Origin of the sequence: Stenotrophomonas sp. CFBP 13724, assembly GCF_014841975.1 — a bacterium.
In the GTDB taxonomy this organism is placed as follows: Bacteria; Pseudomonadota; Gammaproteobacteria; order Xanthomonadales; family Xanthomonadaceae; genus Stenotrophomonas; species Stenotrophomonas lacuserhaii.
Map to the genome: position 1 here is coordinate 2,353,222 of NZ_JACYUW010000001.1, position 23,186 is coordinate 2,376,407.

21 protein-coding genes and 1 tRNA gene are annotated in these 23,186 nt (G+C 67.1%); 11 read left to right on the plus strand and 11 right to left on the minus strand.

Translation table 11 applies throughout. The features are described from left to right. Positions 1-14: 14 nt before the first annotated feature. On the minus strand, positions 15-1,577 hold the full coding sequence (locus IFT63_RS10385) for a membrane protein (RefSeq protein ID WP_042615214.1): 1,563 nt from the start codon (positions 1,575-1,577) through the stop codon (positions 15-17). Between the two features lie 30 nt (positions 1,578-1,607). Beyond that, positions 1,608-3,764, minus strand: a complete 2,157-nt coding sequence (locus tag IFT63_RS10390; RefSeq protein ID WP_192084023.1) for a RelA/SpoT family protein — start codon at positions 3,762-3,764, stop codon at positions 1,608-1,610. 142 nt (positions 3,765-3,906) lie between these two features. Between IFT63_RS10390 and IFT63_RS10395 the strand changes: the two genes are divergently transcribed. Beyond that, the gene (locus tag IFT63_RS10395) at positions 3,907-4,419 is read left to right on the plus strand and encodes a hypothetical protein (protein WP_042615213.1); all 513 of its coding nucleotides are present in this window, start codon (positions 3,907-3,909) and stop codon (positions 4,417-4,419) included. 53 nt (positions 4,420-4,472) lie between these two features. Here IFT63_RS10395 and IFT63_RS10400 read toward each other — a convergent pair whose 3' ends face one another. Beyond that, positions 4,473-5,369 carry a serine protease gene (locus IFT63_RS10400; protein ID WP_192084024.1) on the minus strand — a complete coding sequence of 299 codons (897 nt, stop codon included), beginning with the start codon at positions 5,367-5,369 and terminating at the stop codon, positions 4,473-4,475. Between the two features lie 137 nt (positions 5,370-5,506). After that, positions 5,507-9,598, minus strand: coding sequence for an ATP-dependent RNA helicase HrpA (gene hrpA, locus IFT63_RS10405; protein ID WP_192084025.1), 4,092 nt, complete (start codon positions 9,596-9,598; stop codon positions 5,507-5,509). Positions 9,599-9,687: 89 nt separating this feature from the next. Here hrpA and IFT63_RS10410 point away from each other — a divergent pair, with 89 nt between their 5' ends. The 6 genes from IFT63_RS10410 (at position 9,688) to IFT63_RS10435 (ending at position 16,471) form a co-directional block, all read left to right on the plus strand. Further along, positions 9,688-10,263 carry a Dps family protein gene (locus IFT63_RS10410; protein WP_192084026.1) on the plus strand — a complete coding sequence of 192 codons (576 nt, stop codon included), beginning with the start codon at positions 9,688-9,690 and terminating at the stop codon, positions 10,261-10,263. 484 nt (positions 10,264-10,747) lie between these two features. Further along, the gene (gene recQ, locus IFT63_RS10415) at positions 10,748-12,556 is read left to right on the plus strand and encodes a DNA helicase RecQ (RefSeq protein WP_191771820.1); all 1,809 of its coding nucleotides are present in this window, start codon (positions 10,748-10,750) and stop codon (positions 12,554-12,556) included. Between the two features lie 85 nt (positions 12,557-12,641). Further along, positions 12,642-13,025: a CopL family metal-binding regulatory protein gene (locus IFT63_RS10420; RefSeq protein ID WP_042615483.1), complete on the plus strand. Its 384-nt coding sequence runs from the start codon at positions 12,642-12,644 to the stop codon at positions 13,023-13,025. A 90-nt stretch (positions 13,026-13,115) separates the two neighbouring features. Further along, positions 13,116-14,930 carry a copper resistance system multicopper oxidase gene (locus IFT63_RS10425; RefSeq protein WP_192084027.1) on the plus strand — a complete coding sequence of 605 codons (1,815 nt, stop codon included), beginning with the start codon at positions 13,116-13,118 and terminating at the stop codon, positions 14,928-14,930. Further along, positions 14,927-15,898: a copper resistance protein B gene (locus tag IFT63_RS10430; RefSeq protein WP_192084028.1), complete on the plus strand. Its 972-nt coding sequence runs from the start codon at positions 14,927-14,929 to the stop codon at positions 15,896-15,898. The genes IFT63_RS10425 and IFT63_RS10430 overlap by 4 nt, the downstream gene beginning before the upstream one ends. A 57-nt stretch (positions 15,899-15,955) precedes the next feature. Continuing rightward, positions 15,956-16,471 (plus strand): GNAT family N-acetyltransferase, encoded by a 516-nt coding sequence (locus IFT63_RS10435; protein WP_042613810.1) that lies wholly within the window; start codon positions 15,956-15,958, stop codon positions 16,469-16,471. Between the two features lie 5 nt (positions 16,472-16,476). Here the strand turns inward: IFT63_RS10435 and IFT63_RS10440 are convergent, their stop codons facing one another. Further along, complete coding sequence (locus IFT63_RS10440; protein ID WP_042613811.1) at positions 16,477-16,824, minus strand: zf-TFIIB domain-containing protein; 348 nt, start codon at positions 16,822-16,824, stop codon at positions 16,477-16,479. Between the two features lie 154 nt (positions 16,825-16,978). Here IFT63_RS10440 and IFT63_RS10445 point away from each other — a divergent pair, with 154 nt between their 5' ends. The 3 genes from IFT63_RS10445 to yghX all read left to right on the plus strand — a co-directional run bounded on the left by IFT63_RS10445 (position 16,979) and on the right by yghX (position 19,249). Next, positions 16,979-17,752 carry a CPBP family glutamic-type intramembrane protease gene (locus IFT63_RS10445; protein ID WP_249404366.1) on the plus strand — a complete coding sequence of 258 codons (774 nt, stop codon included), beginning with the start codon at positions 16,979-16,981 and terminating at the stop codon, positions 17,750-17,752. Positions 17,753-17,870: 118 nt separating this feature from the next. Beyond that, positions 17,871-18,290, plus strand: a complete 420-nt coding sequence (locus IFT63_RS10450) for a response regulator (RefSeq protein ID WP_192084030.1) — start codon at positions 17,871-17,873, stop codon at positions 18,288-18,290. Between the two features lie 71 nt (positions 18,291-18,361). Next, positions 18,362-19,249, plus strand: coding sequence for a YghX family hydrolase (gene yghX / locus IFT63_RS10455; protein WP_192084031.1), 888 nt, complete (start codon positions 18,362-18,364; stop codon positions 19,247-19,249). 43 nt (positions 19,250-19,292) lie between these two features. Here the strand turns inward: yghX and IFT63_RS10460 are convergent, their stop codons facing one another. Continuing rightward, the gene (locus tag IFT63_RS10460) at positions 19,293-19,592 is read right to left on the minus strand and encodes a hypothetical protein (RefSeq protein WP_042613814.1); all 300 of its coding nucleotides are present in this window, start codon (positions 19,590-19,592) and stop codon (positions 19,293-19,295) included. Positions 19,593-19,719: 127 nt separating this feature from the next. Here IFT63_RS10460 and IFT63_RS10465 point away from each other — a divergent pair, with 127 nt between their 5' ends. Then, a complete protein-coding gene (locus tag IFT63_RS10465; RefSeq protein WP_192084032.1) occupies positions 19,720-20,118 on the plus strand; it encodes a hypothetical protein in 399 nt (132 codons plus the stop codon). 48 nt (positions 20,119-20,166) lie between these two features. On the opposite strand, the gene IFT63_RS10470 is transcribed toward IFT63_RS10465, so the two are convergent. The 5 genes from IFT63_RS10470 to pal all read right to left on the minus strand — a co-directional run bounded on the left by IFT63_RS10470 (position 20,167) and on the right by pal (position 23,172). Next, positions 20,167-20,242 (minus strand) — tRNA-Lys (locus IFT63_RS10470). A gap of 76 nt (positions 20,243-20,318) precedes the next feature. Continuing rightward, positions 20,319-20,984 carry a 7-cyano-7-deazaguanine synthase QueC gene (queC, locus tag IFT63_RS10475; protein WP_042613816.1) on the minus strand — a complete coding sequence of 222 codons (666 nt, stop codon included), beginning with the start codon at positions 20,982-20,984 and terminating at the stop codon, positions 20,319-20,321. Between the two features lie 75 nt (positions 20,985-21,059). Continuing rightward, positions 21,060-21,758, minus strand: a complete 699-nt coding sequence (gene queE, locus IFT63_RS10480; protein ID WP_192084033.1) for a 7-carboxy-7-deazaguanine synthase QueE — start codon at positions 21,756-21,758, stop codon at positions 21,060-21,062. Between the two features lie 76 nt (positions 21,759-21,834). Further along, positions 21,835-22,653 (minus strand): tol-pal system protein YbgF, encoded by an 819-nt coding sequence (gene ybgF / locus IFT63_RS10485; protein ID WP_042613818.1) that lies wholly within the window; start codon positions 22,651-22,653, stop codon positions 21,835-21,837. Between the two features lie 3 nt (positions 22,654-22,656). Beyond that, complete coding sequence (gene pal, locus IFT63_RS10490) at positions 22,657-23,172, minus strand: peptidoglycan-associated lipoprotein Pal (RefSeq protein WP_042613819.1); 516 nt, start codon at positions 23,170-23,172, stop codon at positions 22,657-22,659. Between the last annotated feature and the right edge of the window lie 14 nt (positions 23,173-23,186).

A 23,186-nucleotide genomic window follows, 5' to 3' on the forward strand; every position in this document is an offset into this window, starting at 1 on the left:
GACAGCGCAAGGGCTCAATGCGGAAGGCCGCCTGCCTGCAGGACCCGCGCTTCGAACGCAGGAAGTTCAGCAAGCGTGGGCTGCAGTTGCCGGGCCTGAAGGGCGGCACGCGCTGCGAATCGGACATCTCCACTGCCGAGCCGTTCACTGCCGATTGCAACCCAGCGCAGGGCAAGGCGGTTGCGCGCCACCCCCAACCCAGGATCGGTCGGCGCCAGGGTCTGCCATGCCTGCAGGCAGGCGCCGGCGGCCTCCACCCGGTTCTGCCTCAGCGCATCTTCGAAGCAATGGCGGCTGGCCGGCAGCAGGCGCTTGGCCGCCGCAACCACGCGCCGGTCGTCCGGCGCGAGCGACTGCGCTTCGCGCAGCGCGTCGTAGGCGCTGGCACCGGGCGGGGCGATCAACTGTCCGCGCGCCTCGGCTTCGCCCAACTGTTCCAGCAGGCGCCCGAGCTGCTTCGTGCTGGCACCGGGACGCACACCGCTGCCGCGCTGTGACTGCCTTGCCAGGCGGGCACGCTCCACCTGCTGGCGGGCCGCCGTGAGTTCGCGCGAAGCTCCCTGCAGGCGTTGCGCATCGTCCAGTCGCGCCGCTGCCTCATCGAAGCGGTAATCCGCCGCCAGACGCTGGCCTTGCTTCAGCAACGCGGCCGCGAGGCGCCCGCGCTGGAGGGCAACGGCCGGATCTTCCCCCGCAGCGTCCAGCGCAGGTTGCAGCTGGGCCAGAGCAGCATCCAGCCGGCCACGCTGCAACTCACGGCCGGCCTGTCGCGCACGTGATTCCAGCGCGCGCGACAGCGCCTCCTGGCTGGCCGGAAGGTCGGCATGGCCCGGATCATAATCACGTGCCCGCCGTACCAGCCGGGCGGCCTGTTGCACATCGCCGCGCTCGCTGGCCGTGCGTGCACGCAGCAGTAGATCGCTGAGCGCGTCTTCACGCGCCTCCAGCGCCGCCACGTCCAGAGGACGCAGTTCGAGCACGCGCTGGAGCAGCGGCAGCGCATCCTCCGGGGTGTCGTCCAGCCGTCCGGCAGCCAGTGCCTGGCGCGCCTGGCCCAGCAGCACGTCAAGCCCGGCGCCCGCTGCCTGCCGGTCGCGAAGCTGGCGCGCAAGGGCCTCGCTGGCCGGCTGTGGCACCTGCAGCTGCCGCGCCAACGCGAGCGCTTCGGCGGCCGAACCCAGGTCATCCCGGGCCAGCGCCTCCGCGCCCAACCGCAGCGCCGCCTTGCCGGTCCGCGCCAAGCCCTCGCGTGCCTGGCTGCGGTCGCCATCCAGCGCGAGCGCAGCCTGGAAATACTCACGCGCGCCGCTGCCATCGTCTGCGCTCAGCCGACCGGCCAGCAACGCGTGATCTCCCTGCTCCAGCAACTGCTGGATGCGCGGCTCATCCCAGAACCAATCGGCCAGCGGCTTGCGCAGCAGGATCAGGGTGAGGAACAGCACGACGGCAGCCAGCAGCGCCCAACGCCAGATCCTGCGCGTGTGCCGTGCCTGCAGCCACCACCAGCGCCCTTCCTGGCGTACGCGCTGCAGCGCATCGTGTCCCTGCCCGCCTGCGCGACGCGAATTCCTTTCCATGTGCGAAGACTAGCCCGGATGACGTGAAGTTCAGCCCAGCCTGCGGACCTGGCTGACGCCAGGCAGCGCATCCATCTTGCCCAGGAGCGCGGAGAGCTGGTCGAAGTCGCTGACTTTCAGCCGCAGGCGCAGGTGGGCCTGGCCACTGTTGCGGACGTTGTCGCTGTGGATGTCCAGCACATAGGCCTCTTCCTGCGCGATCAGGTTGGTGATGTCCTTCAGCAGCCAACGCCGGTCCACTGCATCGATCACCACATCCACCTCATAGCCGCTGCCCGCCTGGCCCCATTCCACCGGCAGGATGCGCTGCGGACTGGCTGCCGACAGGCGTGCCAGCGATGGGCAATCGGCGCGGTGCACGGTCACCCCGCGGGTACGCGTGAGGTAACCCACGATGGGTTCGCCGGACACCGGCTGGCAGCAACGCGCCAACTGAACCAGCAGGTTGCCCACGCCCTGCACGGTGAACTTGCTTTTGCCCAGGGCCTCGCGGCGTGCCGTCGGACGTGGCAGGGCCGGCGGCGCAGGGGGCTGGCTGGCGGCACGTTCAGCCTCCAGGAGTGCCCGGCTGACCTGGTTGGGGCCGGTGTCGCCCAGAGCCACCTGGATGTACAGGTCGTCCGCACTGTCGGCATGGAATTTCTTCAGCACCGTGGAAAGATCAGCCTGCGCCAGGCCCAGGCGTTTCAGCTCCCTGTCCAGCAGCTCGCGGCCGGCCTGCACGTTGCGCGCGCGATCCAGCTTGTGGAACCAGTTGCGCACCTTCTCGCGTGATCGATTGCTGGCGAGGTAACCGTTGGCCGGCAACAGCCAGTCGCGCCGCGGGTCGGCCTCCTTGGCAGTCAGGATCTCCACCCGATCACCGCTGCGCAGCCGATAGGTCAGCGGCACGATGCGGCCGTTGATCTTCGCTCCACGGCACCGATGCCCGACCATGGTGTGCACGTGGTAGGCGAAATCCAGCGGCGTGGCGCCCTGTGGCAGGTCCATCACCTCGCCCTTGGGACTGAGCGCATACACCCGGTCCTCGGTGAGCTCGGCATCCAGCGCACCGGCCAGTCCACTCGCCGAAGCTTCCTGTGCCTGCTCCAGCAGCTGCCGCATCCAGGTGATCTTGCGGTCGAACGCCTTCTCGCCGCCCTTGCCGCCTTCCTTGTACTTCCAGTGGGCGGCCACGCCGAGTTCGGCCTGCGCATGCATTTCATGGGTGCGGATCTGCACCTCGATCGTGCGCCCTTCCGGCCCGACCACGGCGGTATGCAACGATCGGTAGTCGTTGGCCTTGGGGCGGGCGATGTAATCGTCGAATTCGCTTGGCACCGGCGCCCACAGTGCATGCACCACACCCAGCGCGGCATAGCAGGCGCCCACATCGTCGACCATCACCCGCACCGCGCGGATATCGTACAGCTGGTCGAAAGACAGGCGCTTCTTCTGCATCTTCCGCCAGATGCTGTAGATGTGTTTCGGTCGGCCACTGACTTCGGCGTTGATGCCATTGGCCGCCAGGTCGCGTGACAGCAGTTTCTTGACGTTCTCCACGTAGCGTTCGCGCGCAACGCGGGTCTCATCCACTTCGCGTGCGATGCGCCGGTAGGTATCCGGCTCCAGATGCCGGAACGCCAGGTCTTCCAGCTCCCATTTCAGCTGCCAGATACCCAGCCGGTTGGCCAGCGGCGCATGGATGTCACGGGTCAGCTGGGCCAGCGCGCGGCGCTGCTCTTCGTCGTCCAGCTTGTCCGCCGCGCGCATCCTCGCCAGCTGCCGGGCCAACAGCAGGGGCACCACGCGCAGGTCCTGGATGATCGCCAGCAGCAGCCGACGCAGGCCTTCGCTGTTGCGGCCCGCTTCGCGCCCGGCATGCAACGCCCATACCTGGTCTGCAGCATCCAGGCCGTCCAGCAGGCCGGTGACGGCGGCCGGGTTGGCCAGCGGCAGGCCGGCAACGCGGCCGCGCAATGCGGGTAGATCGAACAGCAGCGCGGCCACCAGCGAGCTTTCGTCGGCCGAGAGCAATGCCAAAGCGTCGAACGTATCGCCCAGTATCGACCAGTTGGCGTCGACCGTCTCGCCGTGGCCGACCTGGGTCCACGCTCCGAGCAATGCCTCGCGCAACGGTTCGTGGACCGCCGAGGCGGATGGGCGGTTCAACAGGGCATCCAGGCCAGGTACGGAAGCGCGGTTCACGACGATCACAGATAAGACGGGTACGACCTACACTAGCGCCGCACCCGTTCAGGAACAATCGTTGCGGGGACATCCGCGCCCCCATGTTCATTCCCGGCGCGGCTGCCCTACACTCGGCCCAGATCCCCATGGAAACCACCCGATGACCTTGCCCTCGCCCCGCCTGCTTGCCTGCTCGCTGGCCCTGCTGGCCGTTTCGTTCTCGGCCTGGGCCCAGCGCACCGTGGAAGGTGACCTGCAGCAGCAGATGAGCCCGGCCGAATTCAAGGCCGCTGGACTGGAAAAACTGCAGCCGGCCGAGCTGGCCTCCCTGAATCGCTGGCTGCAGGGCAAGGTGGAAGCCGCGTCGGCCGCCGCCGTGCAGGTCGCGCGCGAAGAGGGCCGCAGGGCCGTCGTCGAAGAACACCGCGGCTTCTTCGACTTCGGCAGCCGCGAACCGATCACCAGCGTGCTGCCGGGCGAGTTCCGCGGCTTCTCCCAGGGCCGGGTGTATGTGTTGGCCAACGGCCAGCATTGGGAGCAGACCGACAGTGCCAATGTCGGCGGCGTGCGTCGGCAGGACCCGCAGGTCAGCATCGCCCCGTCGGTCAGCGGCGCCTGGTATCTGCAGATTCCCGGCGTGAACACCCGTGCCAAGGTGAAGCGGGTGAAGTGACGCCGCGCCGGGCCAGCGGGGTCCAGCAGGATCGGCTCACTATCGGCGGCCACTCAGTAGCGGACGAAGCGCGACAGGAAGAGATGGGTTTCCGGGTTGGACAGCCGGGTGTACACGCCGGGGTAACCTGTCATTGCGCAGCCGATTCCCCAGCTCACGATCCCGACCTGGACCGCCGGCCCGCCGTTCGGCGTGGTGGCGAACAGCGGTCCGCCGGAGTCACCCTGGCACGAATCACGCCCGGTCACACCGGCGCACACCTGGCGCTGGGGATCGAACATGTCCTCCGGCTCCGGGCCCGGGTAGGCGAACGAACACTCCCAAGGCGCCAATATCGGCACCTGCACCCACTGCAACTGCGTGGCGGGTTCGAAGTCATCACTGGACATGTTGCCCCAGCCGGCGGTCGTCAGCTGCGTGCCGGACCGTTCAAACACATCACTCCCCGGGCTGGGCAGTCGGATGATCGGTACGCCCGGAACGGATTCATCCAACAGGACGACGGCCGCATCGGTGCCGGAGCCGCCCTTGGGTGGCCAGTCGGGATGGACATATATCTGGAAATTGCCGCCCCCACGCGACACACGCCGTACAACGCCGCTGGTTGCGGCACCGAGATGGGCGCGGTTGATCACCAACACCAGGTCGGCCGGGTCGCGGTCCGGCTCGCCACGCGCGTACCCGTAAACGCAGTGCGCTGCAGTCAGCACGACCGAGGGGCTGATCAGGGTGCCTCCGCAGAAGTGCTCGACTCCATCCAGTCCTGGCCGCTGAATCGACACCATGAAAGGAAACTGGCCCTGCCGTGCATCCTGCCCGCCAATGATGGAAGGCTGCGCCAGCCGGTCGTCATCCGGTGCAGGCGCAGCCGCCGATGCGGACTCGAGGATCCCGCTCGCGCAGAACAGGCTGGCCAATGCGACGGGGAGGATGGATGGATGCGACTTCATGACAATCCCGGGTGAGCGTCGGCGGTTGTCCGACGCGTCCATGGGAAAGCAAAACACACCCTTCGTGCCTTGATCATCTGCACGGAATCGAGGTTATCAACGAAGATCACCTACTCAATAGGCATGAGCGCTGCGAGTCAGCGGCGGATGCCCCCCAGTTCGGCAGCGCGCTGGGCAACCTTCTTGGCCGAAATGCCACCGCGCCCGATCAGTTCCTGCGCGAACAGTGAGACACGTAGTTCCTCCACGTCCCAACGCAGCGCCTGCCACTGTGGCCGATCCTGCATCCCCTGCTCACGACCCTTCTGCAGCGCCTCCAGGAACGGATGCAGTTCCAGCATGCGGGCCTGGTCTCGTGGCGGATCGCGCTTGGCGCGCTCGGTCCGCAGCAGCATGGCCTTGAGATAGCGCGGGTACTGCGACAGCGCCTCGGCAGGCGTATCACGCAGGAAACCGGCATGTACCAACCCCGCCAGCTGCCGTTCCATGTCATCCAGGTTGCCGCGTGCCCAGCCCATCAGCGGTGCCTCCAGCGCGGGTTTGATCTCGGCCACCAGGCCGAGGATCGATTCTGCGAGCTTCAGGCGCTCCATCGCCTCGCCGAACAGTGCCTTGCCCGCACTGTCACGCCGCTGCGCGAACGCCTGCGGGTCACGGATCGCGTCCAGGCCTTCGGCCAGCACGGCATTCATCGCCGCGTCGACGATGTCACCGCGCAACCGTTCCTGCGACTCGATGGCCGCGTACAACAGGCCGGTTTTCGGTGACACCGGCAACTGCTTGCGCGCCTGCTTGGCCTTCTCGGCCAAGCCGATCTCCAACAGTCGGCGTACGCCGCGTGGATGCGCCTCAGCGGCCTGCTGCGGATCGGCAAAGATGCGCAGCGCCGCCGAATCCACTTCGTCCACCAGTGCCGGGTAAGCCGGCACACCGGCTTCGCCGGGCACCTGCGACGGGATCGGTGCAGACGGGAAATCGCGCAGCCCTTCTGCGGCCATGTCACGCCCTGCACGCGCAGCGAAGGCATGGCCGGCCTTGTCACCAAAGCGTGCGCGCAGTCCCTCCAGGTCACGCGAGGTTGCCAGTACTCTGCCCTGCTCGTCGCGCAGGCGCAGGTTCATGTGCAGGTGGGTATCGACCGCTTCCAGGTCGAAGTCGAGCGCGGCCACCGGCGCGCCCGTCGCACGCGACAGGAACCGTGCCAGCTCGCCGCGGATGTCATCGGCACTGGGCTGCGGGAACGCTTCGGCGAAGGCCCGTGCGAAGTCCGGTGCGGGCACATAGTTGCGCCGCATCGCCTTGGGCAGGCTGCGGATCAACGCCGTGGCCTTGTCCGCCACGAAGCCCGGCGCCAGCCAGCCCAGTTGCACCGGATCCAGTGCATTGAGCAGGTGCAGCGGCACGTCCAGCGTTACGCCATCGTCGTCCGCGCCCGGCTCGAAGCGGTAATTCAGCGGCAGCCGGGCATCGCCCAGCGCGAAATACTTCGGGAACCGGTCTTCTTCGCTGCCTTCGCCCGGCAGCAGATCGACGAGTGACCAGGACAAGCCATGCCGCTGCGCAGGCGGCAGGCTCTTCCACCAGGTATCCAGTCCGGCCGCGGAGTGGATCTCCGATGGAATCCGGTCCAGGTACCAGCGTGCCTGCCAGCCTTCGTCGGCGACGATACCGGCGCGCCGCAGCTTGGCTTCCTCTTCGCGCGCCTGTTCCAGCACTTTCTGGTTGTCGGCGACGAAGCTGGCGCGGGTAGTGATCTCACCGGTCACCAGCGCCTGGCGCACGAAGATGTCGTGCGCTTCGGCCGGCTCGATGCGGCCGTAGTGCACGGGCTTTTTCGGCGCCAGCACCAACCCGAACAGGCTGATCTGTTCCGAGGCCAGCACCTGTCCCTGCGCACGCGACCAGTGCGGATCGAAGTGCTTGCGCAGCAGCAGGTGCGGCAGCTCGGCGATCACCCAGTCCGGCTCGATCGCCGCATTGGTCAGGCCCCAGATCTTCTGCGTATCCAGCAGGGTGGCGGCGAGCAGCCACGGCGGCGGCCGCTTGGCCAGCGTAGAGCCCGGGAACGGCTGGAAACGGCGCTGGCGCGGCGCCTGGAAATCGCCCTTTTCGGTACGGTGGCCGATCTGCGTGGGCAACCCGGCAATCAGCGCGCGATGCAGCGTCTGGTAGGCAGCGGACCGGGCGCGCTCGCTGAAGCCACCGCCTTCCGGTGCCTGCTCCTTCTGCGCGCGTACCGCCACCGGCGCAGGCGCCTGCTCGGCCGGCTTGCCTTCGCGCGCCAGTCGCGCAGCGCGGTGCAGCTGGCCACGCGTGGCCTTGATCGCGGTGGCGTCATCGCTGGCCGCGGCCGGTGCCTTGCTGCCCGCCAGCAGCGGTGCCAGCGAGGCCTCGACAGCCTCTTCGGTCCAGCCCAGTTCCTCGCACAGCAGGCGCAGCTGTCGATGCAGCTCGCGCCACTCGCGCATGCGCAGGAAACCGAGGAAATTGCGCCCGCACCAGTCACGCAGCTTGGACTGGGTCAGGTCTTCATGGGCCTGGCGGTAAGCATCCCACAGCCGTAGCACGCCGACGAACTCCGAACGTCCATCGGCGAACTGGGCATGCGCGGCATCGGCCGCGCCACGGGCTTCGGGCGGACGCTCACGCGGATCCTGGATGCCCAGGAACGAAGCGATCACCAGCATCGGCTTCAGGCAGCCGGCTGCCTGCGCGGCCACCAGCATGCGCGCCAGTTTGACGTCCACCGGCAGTCGCGCCATCTGCTTGCCCACGGCCGTCAGGCGGCGCTCGCCATCCACGGCACCCAGTTCCGCCAACTGCTGCCAGCCATCGGCAACCGCGCGCTCGTCCGGCGCTTCAAGGAACGGGAAATCCTCGATCCGGCCCAGGCCCAGCTGCAGCATGCGCAGGATCACCCCGGACAGGCTGGAGCGCCGGATTTCCGGATCGGTGAAGTCCGGCCGGGCCTGGAAATCTGCTTCGGCGTACAGCCGGTAGCAGATGCCCTCGGCCACGCGTCCGCAGCGTCCCTTGCGCTGGTTGGCGCTGGCCTGGGAGATCGGCTCGATATGCAGGCGATCCAGCTTCTGCCGTGGGCTGTAGCGCTTGACGCGGGCGAAGCCAGGATCGACCACGTAACGGATGCGCGGCACCGTCAGCGAGGTCTCGGCCACGTTGGTGGCCAGCACGATGCGCCGGTTCGGGCCCGGGTTGAACACCCGGTCCTGGTCCTGGTTGGACAGCCGGGCATACAGCGGCAGCACCTCGGTCTGGCGGTACTTGCGCCGTTCCAGCGACTGGTGGGCATCGCGGATCTCGCGCTCGCCCGGCAGGAAGATCAACACATCCCCGCGCGCGTCGATCCGGGTGATCTCATCGATCGCACTGACGATGGCATCGTTGACCGTGCGCTCGCCCTGCGCTGCGCCCTCGCCTTCCAGCGCGCGGTAGCGCACCTCCACCGGGTAGGTGCGCCCTTCCACGCTGATCACCGGCGCATCGTCGAAATGTTCGGCGAAACGTCCGGTATCGATGGTCGCCGAGGTGACGATCAACTTCAGGTCCGGTCGCTTTTTCAGCAGTTGCTTCAGGTAGCCGAGCAGGAAATCGATGTTGAGGCTGCGCTCGTGCGCCTCGTCGACGATGATCGTGTCATAGCGTGACAACCAGCGATCACTGGCGATTTCCGCAAGCAGGATGCCGTCGGTCATGAACTTGATGCGGCTGTCTTCGCTGACTTTGTCGTTGAAGCGCACCTGGAAACCCACCAGCTGGCCCAGTTCGCTGTTCAGTTCCTGCGCCACGCGGCTGGCCACGGCACGCGCCGCGATGCGCCGCGGCTGGGTGCAGCCGATCATCCCGGCTTCGCCTCGGCCGGCAGCCAGGCACAGCTTGGGCAGCTGGGTGGTCTTGCCCGAGCCGGTTTCACCGGCGATCACCACCACCTGATGGTCACGGATCAGCGCGATGATCGACTCGGCTTCACGCGCGATCGGCAGCTGCGGGTCCAGAGTAATGGCCGGTTTCTGGCTGGCCCTTGCCTGGCGGCGCTGTACCGACGCCTGCAGTGCCTGCTCGAAGGCTTGTGCCAGGCCAGCATCCTGCGGTTTGGATTGCCAGCGCGCGAGCATGCCGAGCAGGCGCCCCCGGTCGCGGGTCATCGCGCCGTCGAGGGCGGTCCGCTGCTGGGGCAGGCGGGAGGCCGGGTTTTTTTCAATAGAGTTCATCAATCGATTCGTTTAAAAACTTGATAGCGACCAGACATTAGTTCTGGTCTATCGTGAAGATCATCTCATCCACAAGGAGAAACGTCCCCATGGCAAAGACCAAGAGCATCACCAAGGCCCCGGCACTGGCCAACGCGAAGGCCACCCAGACCGGCAAGCAGAAGCTCGCTTCGGCAGCACCTTCGGCACCTGGCATTGATATCGGGATCAAGGAAGGCGAGCGCAAGAAGATCGCCGACGGTCTGTCGCGCTACCAGGCTGACGCGTTCACTTTGTACCTGAAAACCCACAACTTCCATTGGAACGTGACCGGGTCGATGTTCAACTCGCTGCACGCCATGTTCGAGACCCAGTACACCGAACAGTGGGCCGCACTGGACGAAGTGGCCGAGCGCATCCGCGCACTGGGCTTCAACGCACCGGGCTCCTACCGCGAGTTCGCCGCGCTGACCTCCATCCCAGAAGAGCCCGGCCTGACCAACAGCGCTGACTGGCGTGAAATGGTACGCCAGCTGGTGGTCGCCAACGAAGCGGTCTGCCGCACCGCCCGCCAGGTACTGGACGTGGCCGACGACGCCGACGACGCCCCCACTGAAGACCTGATGACCCAGCGCCTGCAGACCCATGAGAAGTACGCCTGGATGCTGCGCTCCCTGCTGCAGTAAGGCAGCGGGGCGAAGCCCCACTGCGTTCCTGCCCCCGCATCCCTCCTATCCCCCCGCCTATCGGCGCGCCCCCCTTAGCAGGAGCCATGCGGCTGCGCCGCACGGCTCCTGCCCCCGCATCCCTCCTATCCCCCCGCCTGTCGGCGCACCCCCCTTAACAAAGGGGGGTTTGCACGCGGCCAGATGGCGTGGATGCGTGGATGGCTGGATGGCGCAGCGGCATGGTGTTTGGTGGTTCCCGCCGAGCGTGGCTCGGCGCTACCAGAGCCTGCCTCACCGCATGCCCGTGGCCACCGGGAAGCTGTCGGAGATGGGGCGGGGAGGCTGTGCAGGACCGTCTGTTGCCATGGATGGCAACAGCGAGCCCCCATGGACGGGTTCACGGCGTGTCCTGCACAGCCTCCCCGCCCCGCCCTCCACACAGCCCTGCCGCTTTTGACGTTCGCGCAGAACAGCACCCCGCGCGAACGGGTAAACTAGCGGGATGCCTTCCAGTCCCGCGCACGAGCTGCTCCGCCGCGTCTTTGGTTACGACGACTTCCGCGGCCCGCAACGGGACATCGTCGAGCACGTCGCTGCCGGCCATGATGCCCTTGTCCTGATGCCCACCGGCGGCGGCAAGTCGCTCTGCTACCAGGTCCCGGCCCTGCTGCGCGATGGCTGCGGCATCATCATTTCCCCATTGATCGCGCTGATGCAGGACCAGGTCGAAGCCCTGCGCCAGCTCGGCGTGCGCGCCGAATTCCTGAACTCCACCCTGGATGGCGAAACCGCCGCGCGCGTCGAACGCGACCTGCTGGCCGGCGAGCTCGACATGCTGTACGTCGCTCCCGAGCGCCTGCTGACCGGACGGTTCCTGTCGTTGCTCTCGCGCAGCCGGATCGCCCTGTTCGCCATCGACGAAGCGCACTGCGTGTCGCAGTGGGGCCACGACTTCCGCCCGGAATACCGCCAGCTCACCGTCCTGCACGAGCGCTGGCCGGATATCCCGCGGCTGGCCCTGACCGCCACTGCCGACCCGCCCACCCAGCGCGAAATCGCCGAACGCCTCGACCTGGCCCAGGCGCGGCACTTCGTCAGCTCCTTCGATCGCCCCAACATCCGCTACACCGTGGTGCAGAAGGACAACGCGCGCCAGCAGCTGACCGGCTTCCTGCGCAGCCACCGCGACCAGGCCGGCATCGTCTACTGCATGTCGCGGCGCAAGGTCGAGGAAACCGCCGAGTTCCTGTGCAGCCAAGGCTTTACCGCCCTGCCCTACCACGCCGGCCTGCCGGCCGAAGTGCGCGCCAACAACCAGCGCCGCTTCCTGCGCGAGGACGGCATCGTGATGTGCGCCACCATCGCCTTCGGCATGGGCATCGACAAGCCGGACGTACGCTTCGTCGCCCATACCGACCTGCCCAAATCCATGGAGGGCTACTACCAGGAAACCGGCCGCGCCGGCCGCGACGGCGAGCCCGCCGAAGCCTGGCTGTGCTATGGCCTGGGCGATGTGGTGCTGCTCAAGCAGATGATCGAACAGTCCGAGGCCGGGGAAGAGCGCAAGCAACTGGAACGCTCCAAGCTGGACCACCTGCTGGGCTACTGCGAGTCCATGCAATGCCGGCGCCAGGTGCTGCTGGCCGGCTTCGGCGAGACCTATCCGCAGGCCTGCGGCAACTGTGACAACTGCCTTACCCCACCGGCGGCCTGGGATGCCACCATCCCGGCGCAGAAGGCGCTGAGCTGCGTGTACCGCAGTGGCCAGCGCTATGGCGTGGGCCACCTGATCGACATCCTGCGCGGCAGCGAGAACGACAAGGTGCGCCAGAGCGGCCATGAAAAGCTGAGTACCTATGGCATCGGCAAGGACCTCGACGCGCGGACCTGGCGCAGCGTTTTCCGCCAGCTGGTGGCCACCAGCGTGCTGGAAGTGGACACCGCCGGCCATGGCGGCCTGCGCCTGACCGACGCCAGCCGCGAGGTGCTCAAGGGCCAGCGGCAGATCAGCATGCGCCGCGACAGCGCCCCGAGCAGCAGCCGCGAACGCAGCACCCAGCGCAGCGGCAGCGGCCTGTCGGTGCTGCCGCAGGACCTGGCGCTGTTCAACGCGCTGCGGGGGCTGCGCGCCGAACTGGCCCGCGAGCAGAACGTGCCGGCTTTCGTGATCTTCCATGACAGCACCCTGCGCAACATCGCCGAACAGCGCCCGACCTCGCTGGATGAACTGGCCCGGGTCGGCGGTATCGGCGGCACCAAGCTGTCGCGCTACGGTCCGCAGCTGATCGAGGTGGTGCGTGAACAAGGCTGACGGCAGATGCCTCGCGCTGCTCCAGGATTGAACCAGCGGTTCAGGCGGGGCTGCATCTACGCGACGATCCGGCTAAGGTAGCGCCATGTCCGTGGCCTCCCTCCTGCTGCGCGTGGTGCTGATGATCAGTCTGTTGCTCAACGGACTGAACGCGGCCATGGCCGGAGAACACCGCCTGGATGCGCCTGAAACGGCCCCCGCTGCAGCGCCTCCATGCCACGGGCACGCCCCGGCACAGGCCGGCATGCAACCGCCGCACGCCAGCGATCACCAGACCCAGGCAGCGCCGGACGATGCCCACTGCAAGCTGAAGGACTGCGTGCGTACCTGTGCGCAGCAACCGGCGCTGGCCGCCGAGGGACTTGCCCTGTTGGCCGCCGACTACGCCGGCACACAGCCGCCGCAACAGCATGCACCGGGCCATCCCATGCCCGCGCTGCCACGGATCCAACGCCCTCCCATCGGCTGATTCCAACGCCCACGCCCGTGGCGTGACTCGATGCTGGCCCGCGCGCCGCTGCGCCGGACCGGTGATGTCCTGCGTCTGGAGTTTCCTACAATGCGTTTTTCTTCTTCCAATGGTCCGGGCCACCCGGCCCAACCGTCACGCCGCCTGTTCGTGCAGGGCCTGGCCGCCGGTGGCGTGGTCGCCGGGGCCGCCGCCACCGGTCTTCCCTCGCGCGCGCTCGCTGCCGCCGGTCCTGCCCTGGCTACCGCGCCGCAGGTCCTCGGCCACTCCCACATCGAACTGGCCATCGGCGAATCGGCGGCCAATTTCACCGGCCGCACCCGTCCGGCCATCACCGTCAACGGCAGCCTGCCCGCGCCGATCCTGCGCTGGCGCGAAGGCCAGACCGTGGACATCCACGTGCGCAACACGCTGGCCCACCACCCCACGTCGATCCACTGGCACGGCATCCTGCTACCGGCCAACATGGACGGCGTGCCGGGCCTCAGCTTCAACGGCATCGCCCCGGGCGAGGCCTACCACTACCGCTTCACCCTGAAGCAGTCCGGTACCTACTGGTATCACAGCCATTCCATGTTCCAGGAGCAGGCCGGGCTGTACGGCGCGCTGATCATCGACCCGGCGCAGCCGCCGCCGTATGCCTTTGATCGCGAACACGTGATCCTTCTTTCGGACTGGACCGACCTGGATCCCGGCGCGCTGTTCCGGCGCATGAAGAAACTCGCCGAGCACGACAACTACTACAAGCGCACCCTGCCCGACTTCCTGCGCGATGCGCGCCGCGACGGCTGGGGCGCGGCGCTGTCCGACCGCGGCATGTGGGGCCGGATGCGGATGACCCCGACCGACATCTCCGATGTCAACGCGCATACCTACACCTACCTGATGAACGGCACGGCGCCGGCGGGCAACTGGACCGGCCTGTTCCGCAGCGGCGAGAAAGTGCTGCTGCGCTTCATCAACGGCGGCTCGATGACCTACTTCGACGTGCGCATCCCCGGCCTGAAGTTGACCGTGGTCGCCGCCGATGGGCAGTACATCCACCCGGTCAGCGTCGATGAGTTCCGCATCGCCCCGGCCGAAACCTTCGATGTGCTGGTGGAACCCAGCGGGCAGGATGCGTACACCGTCTTCTGCCAGGACATGGGCCGCACCGGCTTCGCCGCCGGCACCCTGGCGGTTCGCCACGGGCTGCAGGCACCGGTTCCCGCGCGCGACCCGCGCCCACTGCTGACCATGTCCGACATGGGCCACGACATGGGCCATGCGATGGACCACGGCGGCATGTCCGGACACAGCATGGACCACGCCATGCCCGCCATGGATCACGGCGCACACGCCGGCCATGCTGCGCACGGTGCAGGCGCCGCCATGCCCACGAAGGTCACCCATCCACGCAGCGAGCGCGGCAATCCGCTGGTGGACATGCAGAGCAGCGCCACCGACCCGAAGCTGGACGATCCGGGCATCGGCCTGCGCGACAACGGCCGCCAGGTACTGACCTACGGCGCGATGCGCAGCCTGTTCGACGATCCCGATGGGCGCGAGCCCGGCCGCGAGGTGGAACTGCACCTCACCGGCAACATGGAGAAGTTCGCCTGGTCCTTCGATGGCATCCCCTTCGCCGGGGCCGAGCCGCTGCGGCTGAACTACGGCGAGCGCATGCGCATCGTGCTGGTCAACGACACCATGATGCAGCACCCCATCCACCTGCATGGCGTGTGGAGCGACCTGGAAGATGCGCAGGGCGATTTCCAACTGCGCAAGCACACGGTGGACATGCCGCCGGGCACCCGCCGCAGCTATCGCGTACGCGCCGATGCACTGGGCCGGTGGGCATTCCACTGCCACCTGCTGTACCACATGGAAGCGGGCATGATGCGCGAAGTGAGGATCGAAGAATGAGCGTCTCCTTGAACCTTGCACGCAGTGCCATCGGCCTGACGATGCTGGCGGCGTTACCCGCGCTGGCGCAGTCGCACGATCACCACGCCGCCCCGGCAGCGTCGGTGGTGGACCACTCGAAGATGGACCACTCCACGATGGACCATTCGCAGATGGACCACTCCACGATGGACCATTCGCAGATGGACCATTCGAAGATGGATCATTCCGGCATGGATCACTCGCAGATGGGCCATGCGCAGCATGATGCTGCAGCGTTGCCGCGCGAGCCGATTCCCGCGGTCACCGCCGCCGACCGTGCAGCGGCTTTCCCCGCCATCGACCACGCCGCCATGCAGCACGCCCCCTCCATCAACAGCCTGCTGCTGGTGGATCGGTTGGAACACTGGGACGGGCGCCATGGCACCGGACAGGCCTGGGAAGCCACCGGCTGGGTCGGCGGTGACATCAACCGCGTGTGGCTGCGCAGCGAAGGCGAACGCAGCGGCGGCCGCACCGATGCGGCGGACCTGGAAGTGCTGTACGGCCGCAGCATTTCCCCGTGGTGGGACGTGCTGGCCGGTGTGAAGCAGGACTTCCGGCCGGCGGACTCGCGCACCTGGGCCGCGCTGGGCATCCAGGGCCTGGCGCCGTACAAGTTCGAAACCTCGGCCACGCTGTACGCCGGCTCCGGCGGCCAGCTGATGGCCACCGCGGAAGTGGAATACGAGGTGCTGCTGAGCAACCGGCTGATCCTGCAGCCGATGGTCGAAGCCACGCTGGCCGCACGTGATGAGCCGGCCCAGCGCATCGGCCGCGGACTCAACAAGGTCGAAGCCGGCCTGCGCCTGCGCTATGAGTTCAGTCGCCGCTTCGCGCCGTACATCGGCATCAGCCATGAGCGCCTGTTCGGCGATACCGCCGACCGGGCCGACGCGGATCATGTCCGTGATACGCGCTGGGTAGCCGGCGTCAGGATGTGGTTCTAGGAGGCGGTGCCGCAGGCCCCGGTGCACCCTGTGTGCCGGGGCCTTCTACAATGGGCCATGCCCACCACCCTGCGCCGCGCCTGCGTGGACGATGCCGCTGCACTGTCCGACATCGCCATTGCCACCTATACCGAAACCTTCGGCGATTCGTATCCGCCGCAGGACCTGCACGCCTTCCTGCACGCGCACTACAGCCTGGAACCGCAACGCGCCGAACTGGCAGACCCGCACGCTGCAGCGTGGCTGCTGGAAGCCGATGGACGCGCCGTGGGCTATCTGGCCGCCGGCCCGAACAGCCTGCCGCATACCCTGGCCGCGGCCGGGGACATCGAACTCAAGCGGCTGTATGTGTTGGCCAGCCACCAGAATGCGGGGCACGGCGAGCGCCTGATGGGCGCGTTCCTGGAATGGCTGGACAGCCCCTCACGGCGCACCCTGTGGGTGGGAGTGTGGTCGGAAAACCACGGCGCGCAGCGCTTCTACGCGCGCCATGGCTGCCACAAGGTGGGCGAGTACGATTTCGTCGTCGGCGACTCGCGTGACCGCGAGTACATCCTGCACCGCCCCGCCTAGCCTGCTCAGAAATCGAACAGGTCCGACAGGAAGCTTTCCTTCTTCTTTTTCTTGTAGCCGTGCTGGTTGTACTGGCCCTGCTGCGCGTAGCCATCGTGGTGGCGCTGGCCCAGGTGGCGCGTATCGCGGTGCTGCACGGCCACCGGCGGCGGCGGCGGCTGGCTGTAAGCCGGGGCTGCGGCCTGCACCGGTGCGGGCGGGGACACGGCCGGCGTCGATGCCGAACGCTCGATGATCTTGTCCAGTTCGCCACGGTCCAGCCACACGCCACGGCACTGCGGGCAGTAATCGATCTCGATGCCCTGGCGTTCGGACATGGTCAGCGCCTGGGTCTTGCAAACGGGGCACAGCATCGCTGGCGCTCCTGCTAGGGGGGAGACCTGCACTGTAACCGCCCGCCGATGACTGCATGGCAACAGCCCTGACGATCGGCACATGGACCTCCGGCGCATGCCCGTGCGCTGCTGCGGCGGCATAGTGCCGCATGATCCGCGCAAGGATGCCCCGTTGACTACGAACTCCCGACTCCCCCGCCTGCCCGCCTCGCTGGTACTGCTGCTCGCCGTCGCGCTCGGGCTGTGGGTGCGCGATATCGCCAAGGCCATCGGCACGCCGATCCCCGCCCTGCCGATGCCCTTCGGTGGCAGCCTGCTGGACAACCTGCTGGCGACCGCCCTCGCCCTGCTGACCGCGATCGTGCTGCTGGCACCCGGCCGCTCGCTGGCACGCAGCCTCGGCCTGCAGTGGAACGGCGCGCGAGGACCGCTGCTGGTACTGCTGGCCACCGTGCCGTGCTGGCTTGGCCTGTGGTGGCTGGGCGCGCTGGCTACCGACATCGACCCGCTTTCGCTGTTGATGTTGGCCCTGCTGTTTCCGCTCGCCGAAGAAATCCTGTACCGCGGCCTCGGCTTCGTGTTCGCCCAGCGCGTACTGGGGTGGTCCTGGTGGCTGGCCGCAAGCGTGCAGGCGGTGCTGTTCGGCGCCGTCCATTGGTTGGGGTTCGGTGGCCCGGAAGGCGGGCCAATGGCCGTCCTGGTATTCGCCGTGACCGGCCTCGGCGGCTTCGTGTTCGCGGTGTTGAACCGCCTGGACGGCTACACCCTGTGGAGTGGCTTGGCCCTGCACGTATCGCTGAACCTGGCCTGGAACGTGTTCACCGTGCCAGACGCCATCGCCATGGGCTGGCAGGGCATCGGCCTGCGCCTTGGCGCGGCCGCGTTGGCCGTGCTGGTGCTGTGGGCGCTGCTGCCGCCCCGTGCACGCCGCGCCACGGCGTTGTAACCGGAACTTACCGATTCCTGCACGCCGGACTCACCCATCGCCCGCGCATACTTGCGCGCCGCTGGGGCCTGGAGCCTCCGCTGCCCTTGTTCCAATCGTGTCACGGAGCCCGTGCGTCATGTTGTTGTCAAAGCAGAATGTGCAGCCGCGAGTGCTGCTGATCGAAGATTCCGAGGAAACCCTCGAGCTGAGCCGCCTCACCCTGGAAAGCCAGGCCTGCGAGGTAGTGGGCGTCAGTTCCGCCGAGGCCGCGCTGGGCCTGCTGAACGCCGGCGAGCGCTTCGACATGCTGTTCACCGATGTCTGCCTGGGCGGCATCAGTGGCATCGAGGCCGCCAACCGCGTGCGTGCGGCCTTCCCGCGCCTGCCGATCCTGGTCACCTCCGGCATGTGCCAGCACGATGTGCTGCCGCTGCTGCACCAGGGCATCCATTTCCTGCCCAAGCCGTACAACATGAGCGAACTGCTCGATGCCATCCGCATCTGCTTCCGCCATTCCGGTGAAGGCCTGCCGCACGACGCCCCGCGCGCCGCCTGAGCGGCCTGCCACGGGCGTATCCGCCGAAGCGATGCTAGATTCAGCGCACCGCTTTCGCAGAGGCTGCGCCCGTGACCCGACTGACCGCCAAGGATTTCCATCCGGACCTGCTGGAACTGTATGACGGCTATGTACATGGCCGCCTGAGCCGTCGCGACTTCCTCGACCGCGCTGCCGCCTTTGCGATGGCCGGCGTGGCCGCCACCACCCTGCTGGCGGCGATGAGCCCGGATTACGCGCTGGCCCAGCAGGTGCAGTTCACCGATCCGGACATCGTCGCCGAGTACATCACCTATCCCTCGCCCAATGGCCATGGCCAGGTGCGTGGCTATCTGGTCAAGCCGGCCAAGGTCGCCGGCAAGCTGCCCGCCATCGTGGTGGTGCACGAAAACCGTGGCCTCAATCCCTACATCGAGGACGTAGCCCGACGCGTGGCGAAAGCCGGCTTCATCGCGTTGGCGCCGGATGGCCTGAGTTCGGTCGGCGGCTATCCAGGCAACGACGTACGCGGCCGCGAACTGCAGGCGCAGGTCGACCCGGAAAAGCTGATGAACGATTTCTTCGCCGCCATCGAGTACCTGCGCGCCTCGCCGCTGGGAACCGGCAAGGTCGGCATCACCGGTTTCTGCTACGGCGGCGGGGTGTCCAACGCGGCAGCCGTCGCGTATCCGGAACTGGATGCCGCGGTGCCGTTCTATGGCCGCCAGGCCAAGCCGGAAGATGTCGTCAAGATCAAGGCGCCATTGCTGCTGCATTTCGCCGAGAAGGACGACAACGTCAATGCCACCTGGCCGGCCTACGAGGCGGCCCTGAAGAAGGCCGGCACAACGTACGAGGCCTATGTCTACCCCGGTACGAACCACGGCTTCCACAACGATTCAACGCCGCGTTACGACGAAGCGGCCGCCGCGCTGGCGTGGGAGCGCACGCTGGCGTGGTTCCGCAGATACCTGGGGTAACGACGCAAGGTGCCGGGGCTTGCCCGGCATCGCTGTTCGGCGATCAGAGCCGGATGCCCGGCCGTGCGCCGAGGGTCCCCATGGTGAAGGTGTAGCCTTCATCCATCAGGAACTGTCGCATGCGCATTTCCGCGAGCTGCGGAGCGCCCAGGCTGCTGGGGCCGTACAAAGCGTAGACCACCGTCCCGCTTTCAATATCTTCCCGGCGTACCGAGATACCGGGGACCGCCGCAGCGGCTGCCCAACCGGCGCGCAGCTTGGCCGGCGCGATCGACTGCCCGTTGCGCAGCCTGAAACTCAACCAGCGTGTTTCAGAGTTGTCCTGCCGTTCGTACTTCGCCATCTGTGCGCTGTCCTCCCGAACCAACCTTGACCATACTCGCCTGCCATGTCAGCTCTGAATGAGACGGACAAGTGGGCTGTCGGCGGGGTCAGCCGCAGCTTGGCGGCATGCGGCGTTCGCTGCATCGATGCACGATTTCTTGCAGCAGGTTCGACGGATTTCATGCCAGCCTGCAGCTACACGCATCCGGAGGATCACGGTGGAGGCAGCAGGTCCGCATTACATCGAGCAGCGCGTCGCCCTGCGGCGTCCATCGATCGCACTCAGCCTGCCCAACGGCATGCCGCTGCTCGAAGTGCGCGATAGCGTGGTCGTGGAGATGGTGCAGAACCGCGAGCTGCCGCCGAACTGGAGGGACACGCCGTTATCGTGCACGAAACGCACCCTGCAGGCCGGCAGCAAGGTGCTGGGTGCGGCGACCCTGGTTTATGCCCTGTGGTCGGTCATCAACTACATCGCCCCGCGTGGTGACTCCAATACCTCGGGGCTGCCTCTGCAGAAGCCTTTCGATTTTGACCATTTGTAGCCCACAAAAAAAAGCGCCTCTGGGGCGCTTTTTTGGTGCTTCCTGCAATGGTGGGCCGTGATGGATTCGAACCATCGACCAAAAGATTAAAAGTCTTCTGCTCTACCAACTGAGCTAACGGCCCATTGCTGCCCCCGGCTTTGCACCGGGGGCGTGCATTCTACCCTGATTCGGGCGCCGAGGTGAAGCACTCGCGCATGTCAGGCGTAATGCGTCGGATCAGCGACGCCGGCCTCGTCGAAGCCCTGTGCGCGCAGCCGGCAGGCATCGCAGTGGCCGCAGGCGGCGCCTTCGGCGTTGGCGTTGTAGCACGACACCGTAAGCCCGAAGTCCACGCCCAGCCGCACGCCTTCGCTGACGATCTGCGCCTTGCTGAGGAACTGCAGCGGAGCGTGCACGGTGATGCCCGCCCCTTCCACTCCCGCCTTGGTGGCCAGGTTGGCCAGCGCCTGGAACGCGGCGATGAACTCCGGACGGCAATCGGGATAGCCGGAGTAGTCCACCGCGTTGACGCCACAGAAAATGTCGTTGGCACCGAGCACTTCGGCCCAGCCCAGCGCCAGTGACAGCATGATCGTGTTGCGCGCCGGCACATAGGTGACCGGGATGCCCTCGCCGCCCGCTTCGGGTACGTCGATGTCATCGGTCAATGCCGAACCCCCGATGCTGCGCAGGTCCACGTCGACGGTCTTGTGCAGGACCACGCCCTGGGCGGCGGCCACGCGGGCGGCGGCCTCCAGTTCGGAGGTGTGGCGTTGCCCGTAGCGCACGCTGAGCGCATGCACGGCGAAGCCCTGTTCCTGGGCAAGGGCAATAACGGCGGCCGAATCCATGCCGCCGGAGAGAAGCACGACTGCCTTCTTCATGGGTGAATCATCCGGTTTGGGGAGGGGAGCCAGCACGCTGTCCCGCGCCGGGGTGAAACGGGAAGACGGGCCAGCTTACCTGCCGGGTTCGTCATTCCACAGGAGTTTGTGCAGCTGCATCTGGAAGCGCACCGGCAGCCGGTCGGCGACGATCCAGTCGGCCAGCTCGCGGGCGGTGATTTCGCCCTTGCTGGGCGAGAACAGCACCATCGTGCGTTCGGAGAGCGCGTGCTCGACGACCATGGCCTTGGCCCAGTCGTAGTCCTGGCGGCTGCAGATCACGAACTTGACCTGGTCACGCGCGGTCAGCAGGGGCAGGTTTTCCAGTTTGTTGCGCGCCATCTCGGCAGAACCCGGCGTCTTCAGGTCGACCACGCGCGATACGCGCGGATCGACCTCGGACACATCCAGCGCACCGGAGGTTTCCAGCGAAACGTCCATGCCGGCGTCGCACAGCTTCTGCAGCAGGATCAGGCAGCGCTTCTGTGCCAACGGCTCGCCGCCGGTCACGCAGACGTGGCGCACGCCCTGGGCCAGCACCTCGGCCACGATATCGTCGATATCCCACCAGGTACCGCCATGGAAGGCATAGGCCGTATCGCAGTACTGGCAGCGCAGCGGGCAGCCGGTCAGGCGCACGAACACGGTGGGCCAGCCCGCGGTATCCGCCTCGCCCTGCAGCGAGGTGAATATCTCGGTGATTTTCAGCCGCGGCAGCGGCGACTGGACGATCTCACTGGGCGTGGCAACGGCGTTGGCGGGTGCTGCGTTCATGCGGAATTCCGGGGACCTGAAACGAAAGCAGCCGAGCATGGCTCGGCTCTACAAAAAGCGGCTACCCGCGCGGGGTTCAGCGGATCTGCTGGCCCAGGCGGATCGACTGCAGGCGGTCCTGCGCGGTGCGCGCGGCGTCCGAGCCGGGGTACTGCGCCACGACCGATTCCAGAGTCTGCTGGGCCTGCTCCACCTGGCCTGCGCCAAACTGGGAAAGGCCGACTTTCAGCAGGCCACCGGAGGCCTTGTCGTGGGTCGGATAGCGCGAGATGAGCTCACGGAAACGCTGCTCGGCCATCGGGAAATTGCGGGTGGCGTAATAACTTTCGCCCAGCCAGTACAGCGCGTTGGGGGCGTAGACACCGCTGGGGTACAACTCCAGGAAACTCAGGAACAGCTGCGCGGAGTCATCGTACTTGCCGGCCTTCAGTGCATCGAAGGCGACGTTGTAGGTGGTGCGCTCATCGCCGCTGACCGCCAGGCTGCCTGCATCGCCATGTACCGAAGGCGGCCGCTCTGAAGTGGCCGCTGCGGGAGGCTGGACGGCCGGAACCGGGGGAAGCGGTGCATTGCCACCGGGAGCCGGGGGGACGACCGGCGCTGCACCACCTTCAAGGCGGTTCAGGCGTTCGTCCAGGTCCAGGAATGCGTCCTGGTTGCCCTGCTTGAGCTGGGCGTTTTCGTGCTGCAACTGTTCGATCGTGCCCTGCATCTGCCCGACCTGCTGGCGGAGCTGGGTGATCTGGTTCAACAGGTCCGTGTTGGCACTGTTGTTGTACAGCTGCTGCTCGATCGCGCCGACGCGGTCGGCAAGGCTCTGCCGCTGCGCGTACGCCGGGGCGGCAGCCATGAAGGCTGCCGCCACGACCAGCATCAGATTGATGCCGATGCGCATGGATTACTGCGCGGTGTAGACGATTTCGACGCGACGGTTCTGCGACCAGCAGGACTCGCTCGAATCGGTGCAGACCGGACGCTCTTCACCGTAGGACACGACGGTCAGCTGCGAAGCCGAACCACCGTTGGCCTGCAGCGCGGAGCTGACGCCGTTGCCACGACGCTCGCCCAGGGCCTGGTTGTACGCGCGCGAACCGCGCTCGTCGGTGTGGCCCTGCAGGGTGATGCGCGAGGACGGACGGTCACGCAGGTACTTGGCGTGGCAGGCCATGATCGCCTGGAACTCGGCCTTGACCGAATCCTGGTCCAGGTCGAAGTACACAACGCGCTGGCGCAGGCAGGCATCGGTGTCCAGGTCGCCCGGGCCGTACAGGCCGGAGGTCGACGGGCCGGTCGGCTGGGTGGTGGTCGGCGTGGTGGCCGGCTCGGCCGGCACTTCCTTCACTTTCTTCGAGCAACCGGCCAGGGCGGCCACGGACAACAGGGAAACAAGCAGAACTTTGGTGGTCTTGTTCATGGCGATACCTTTGA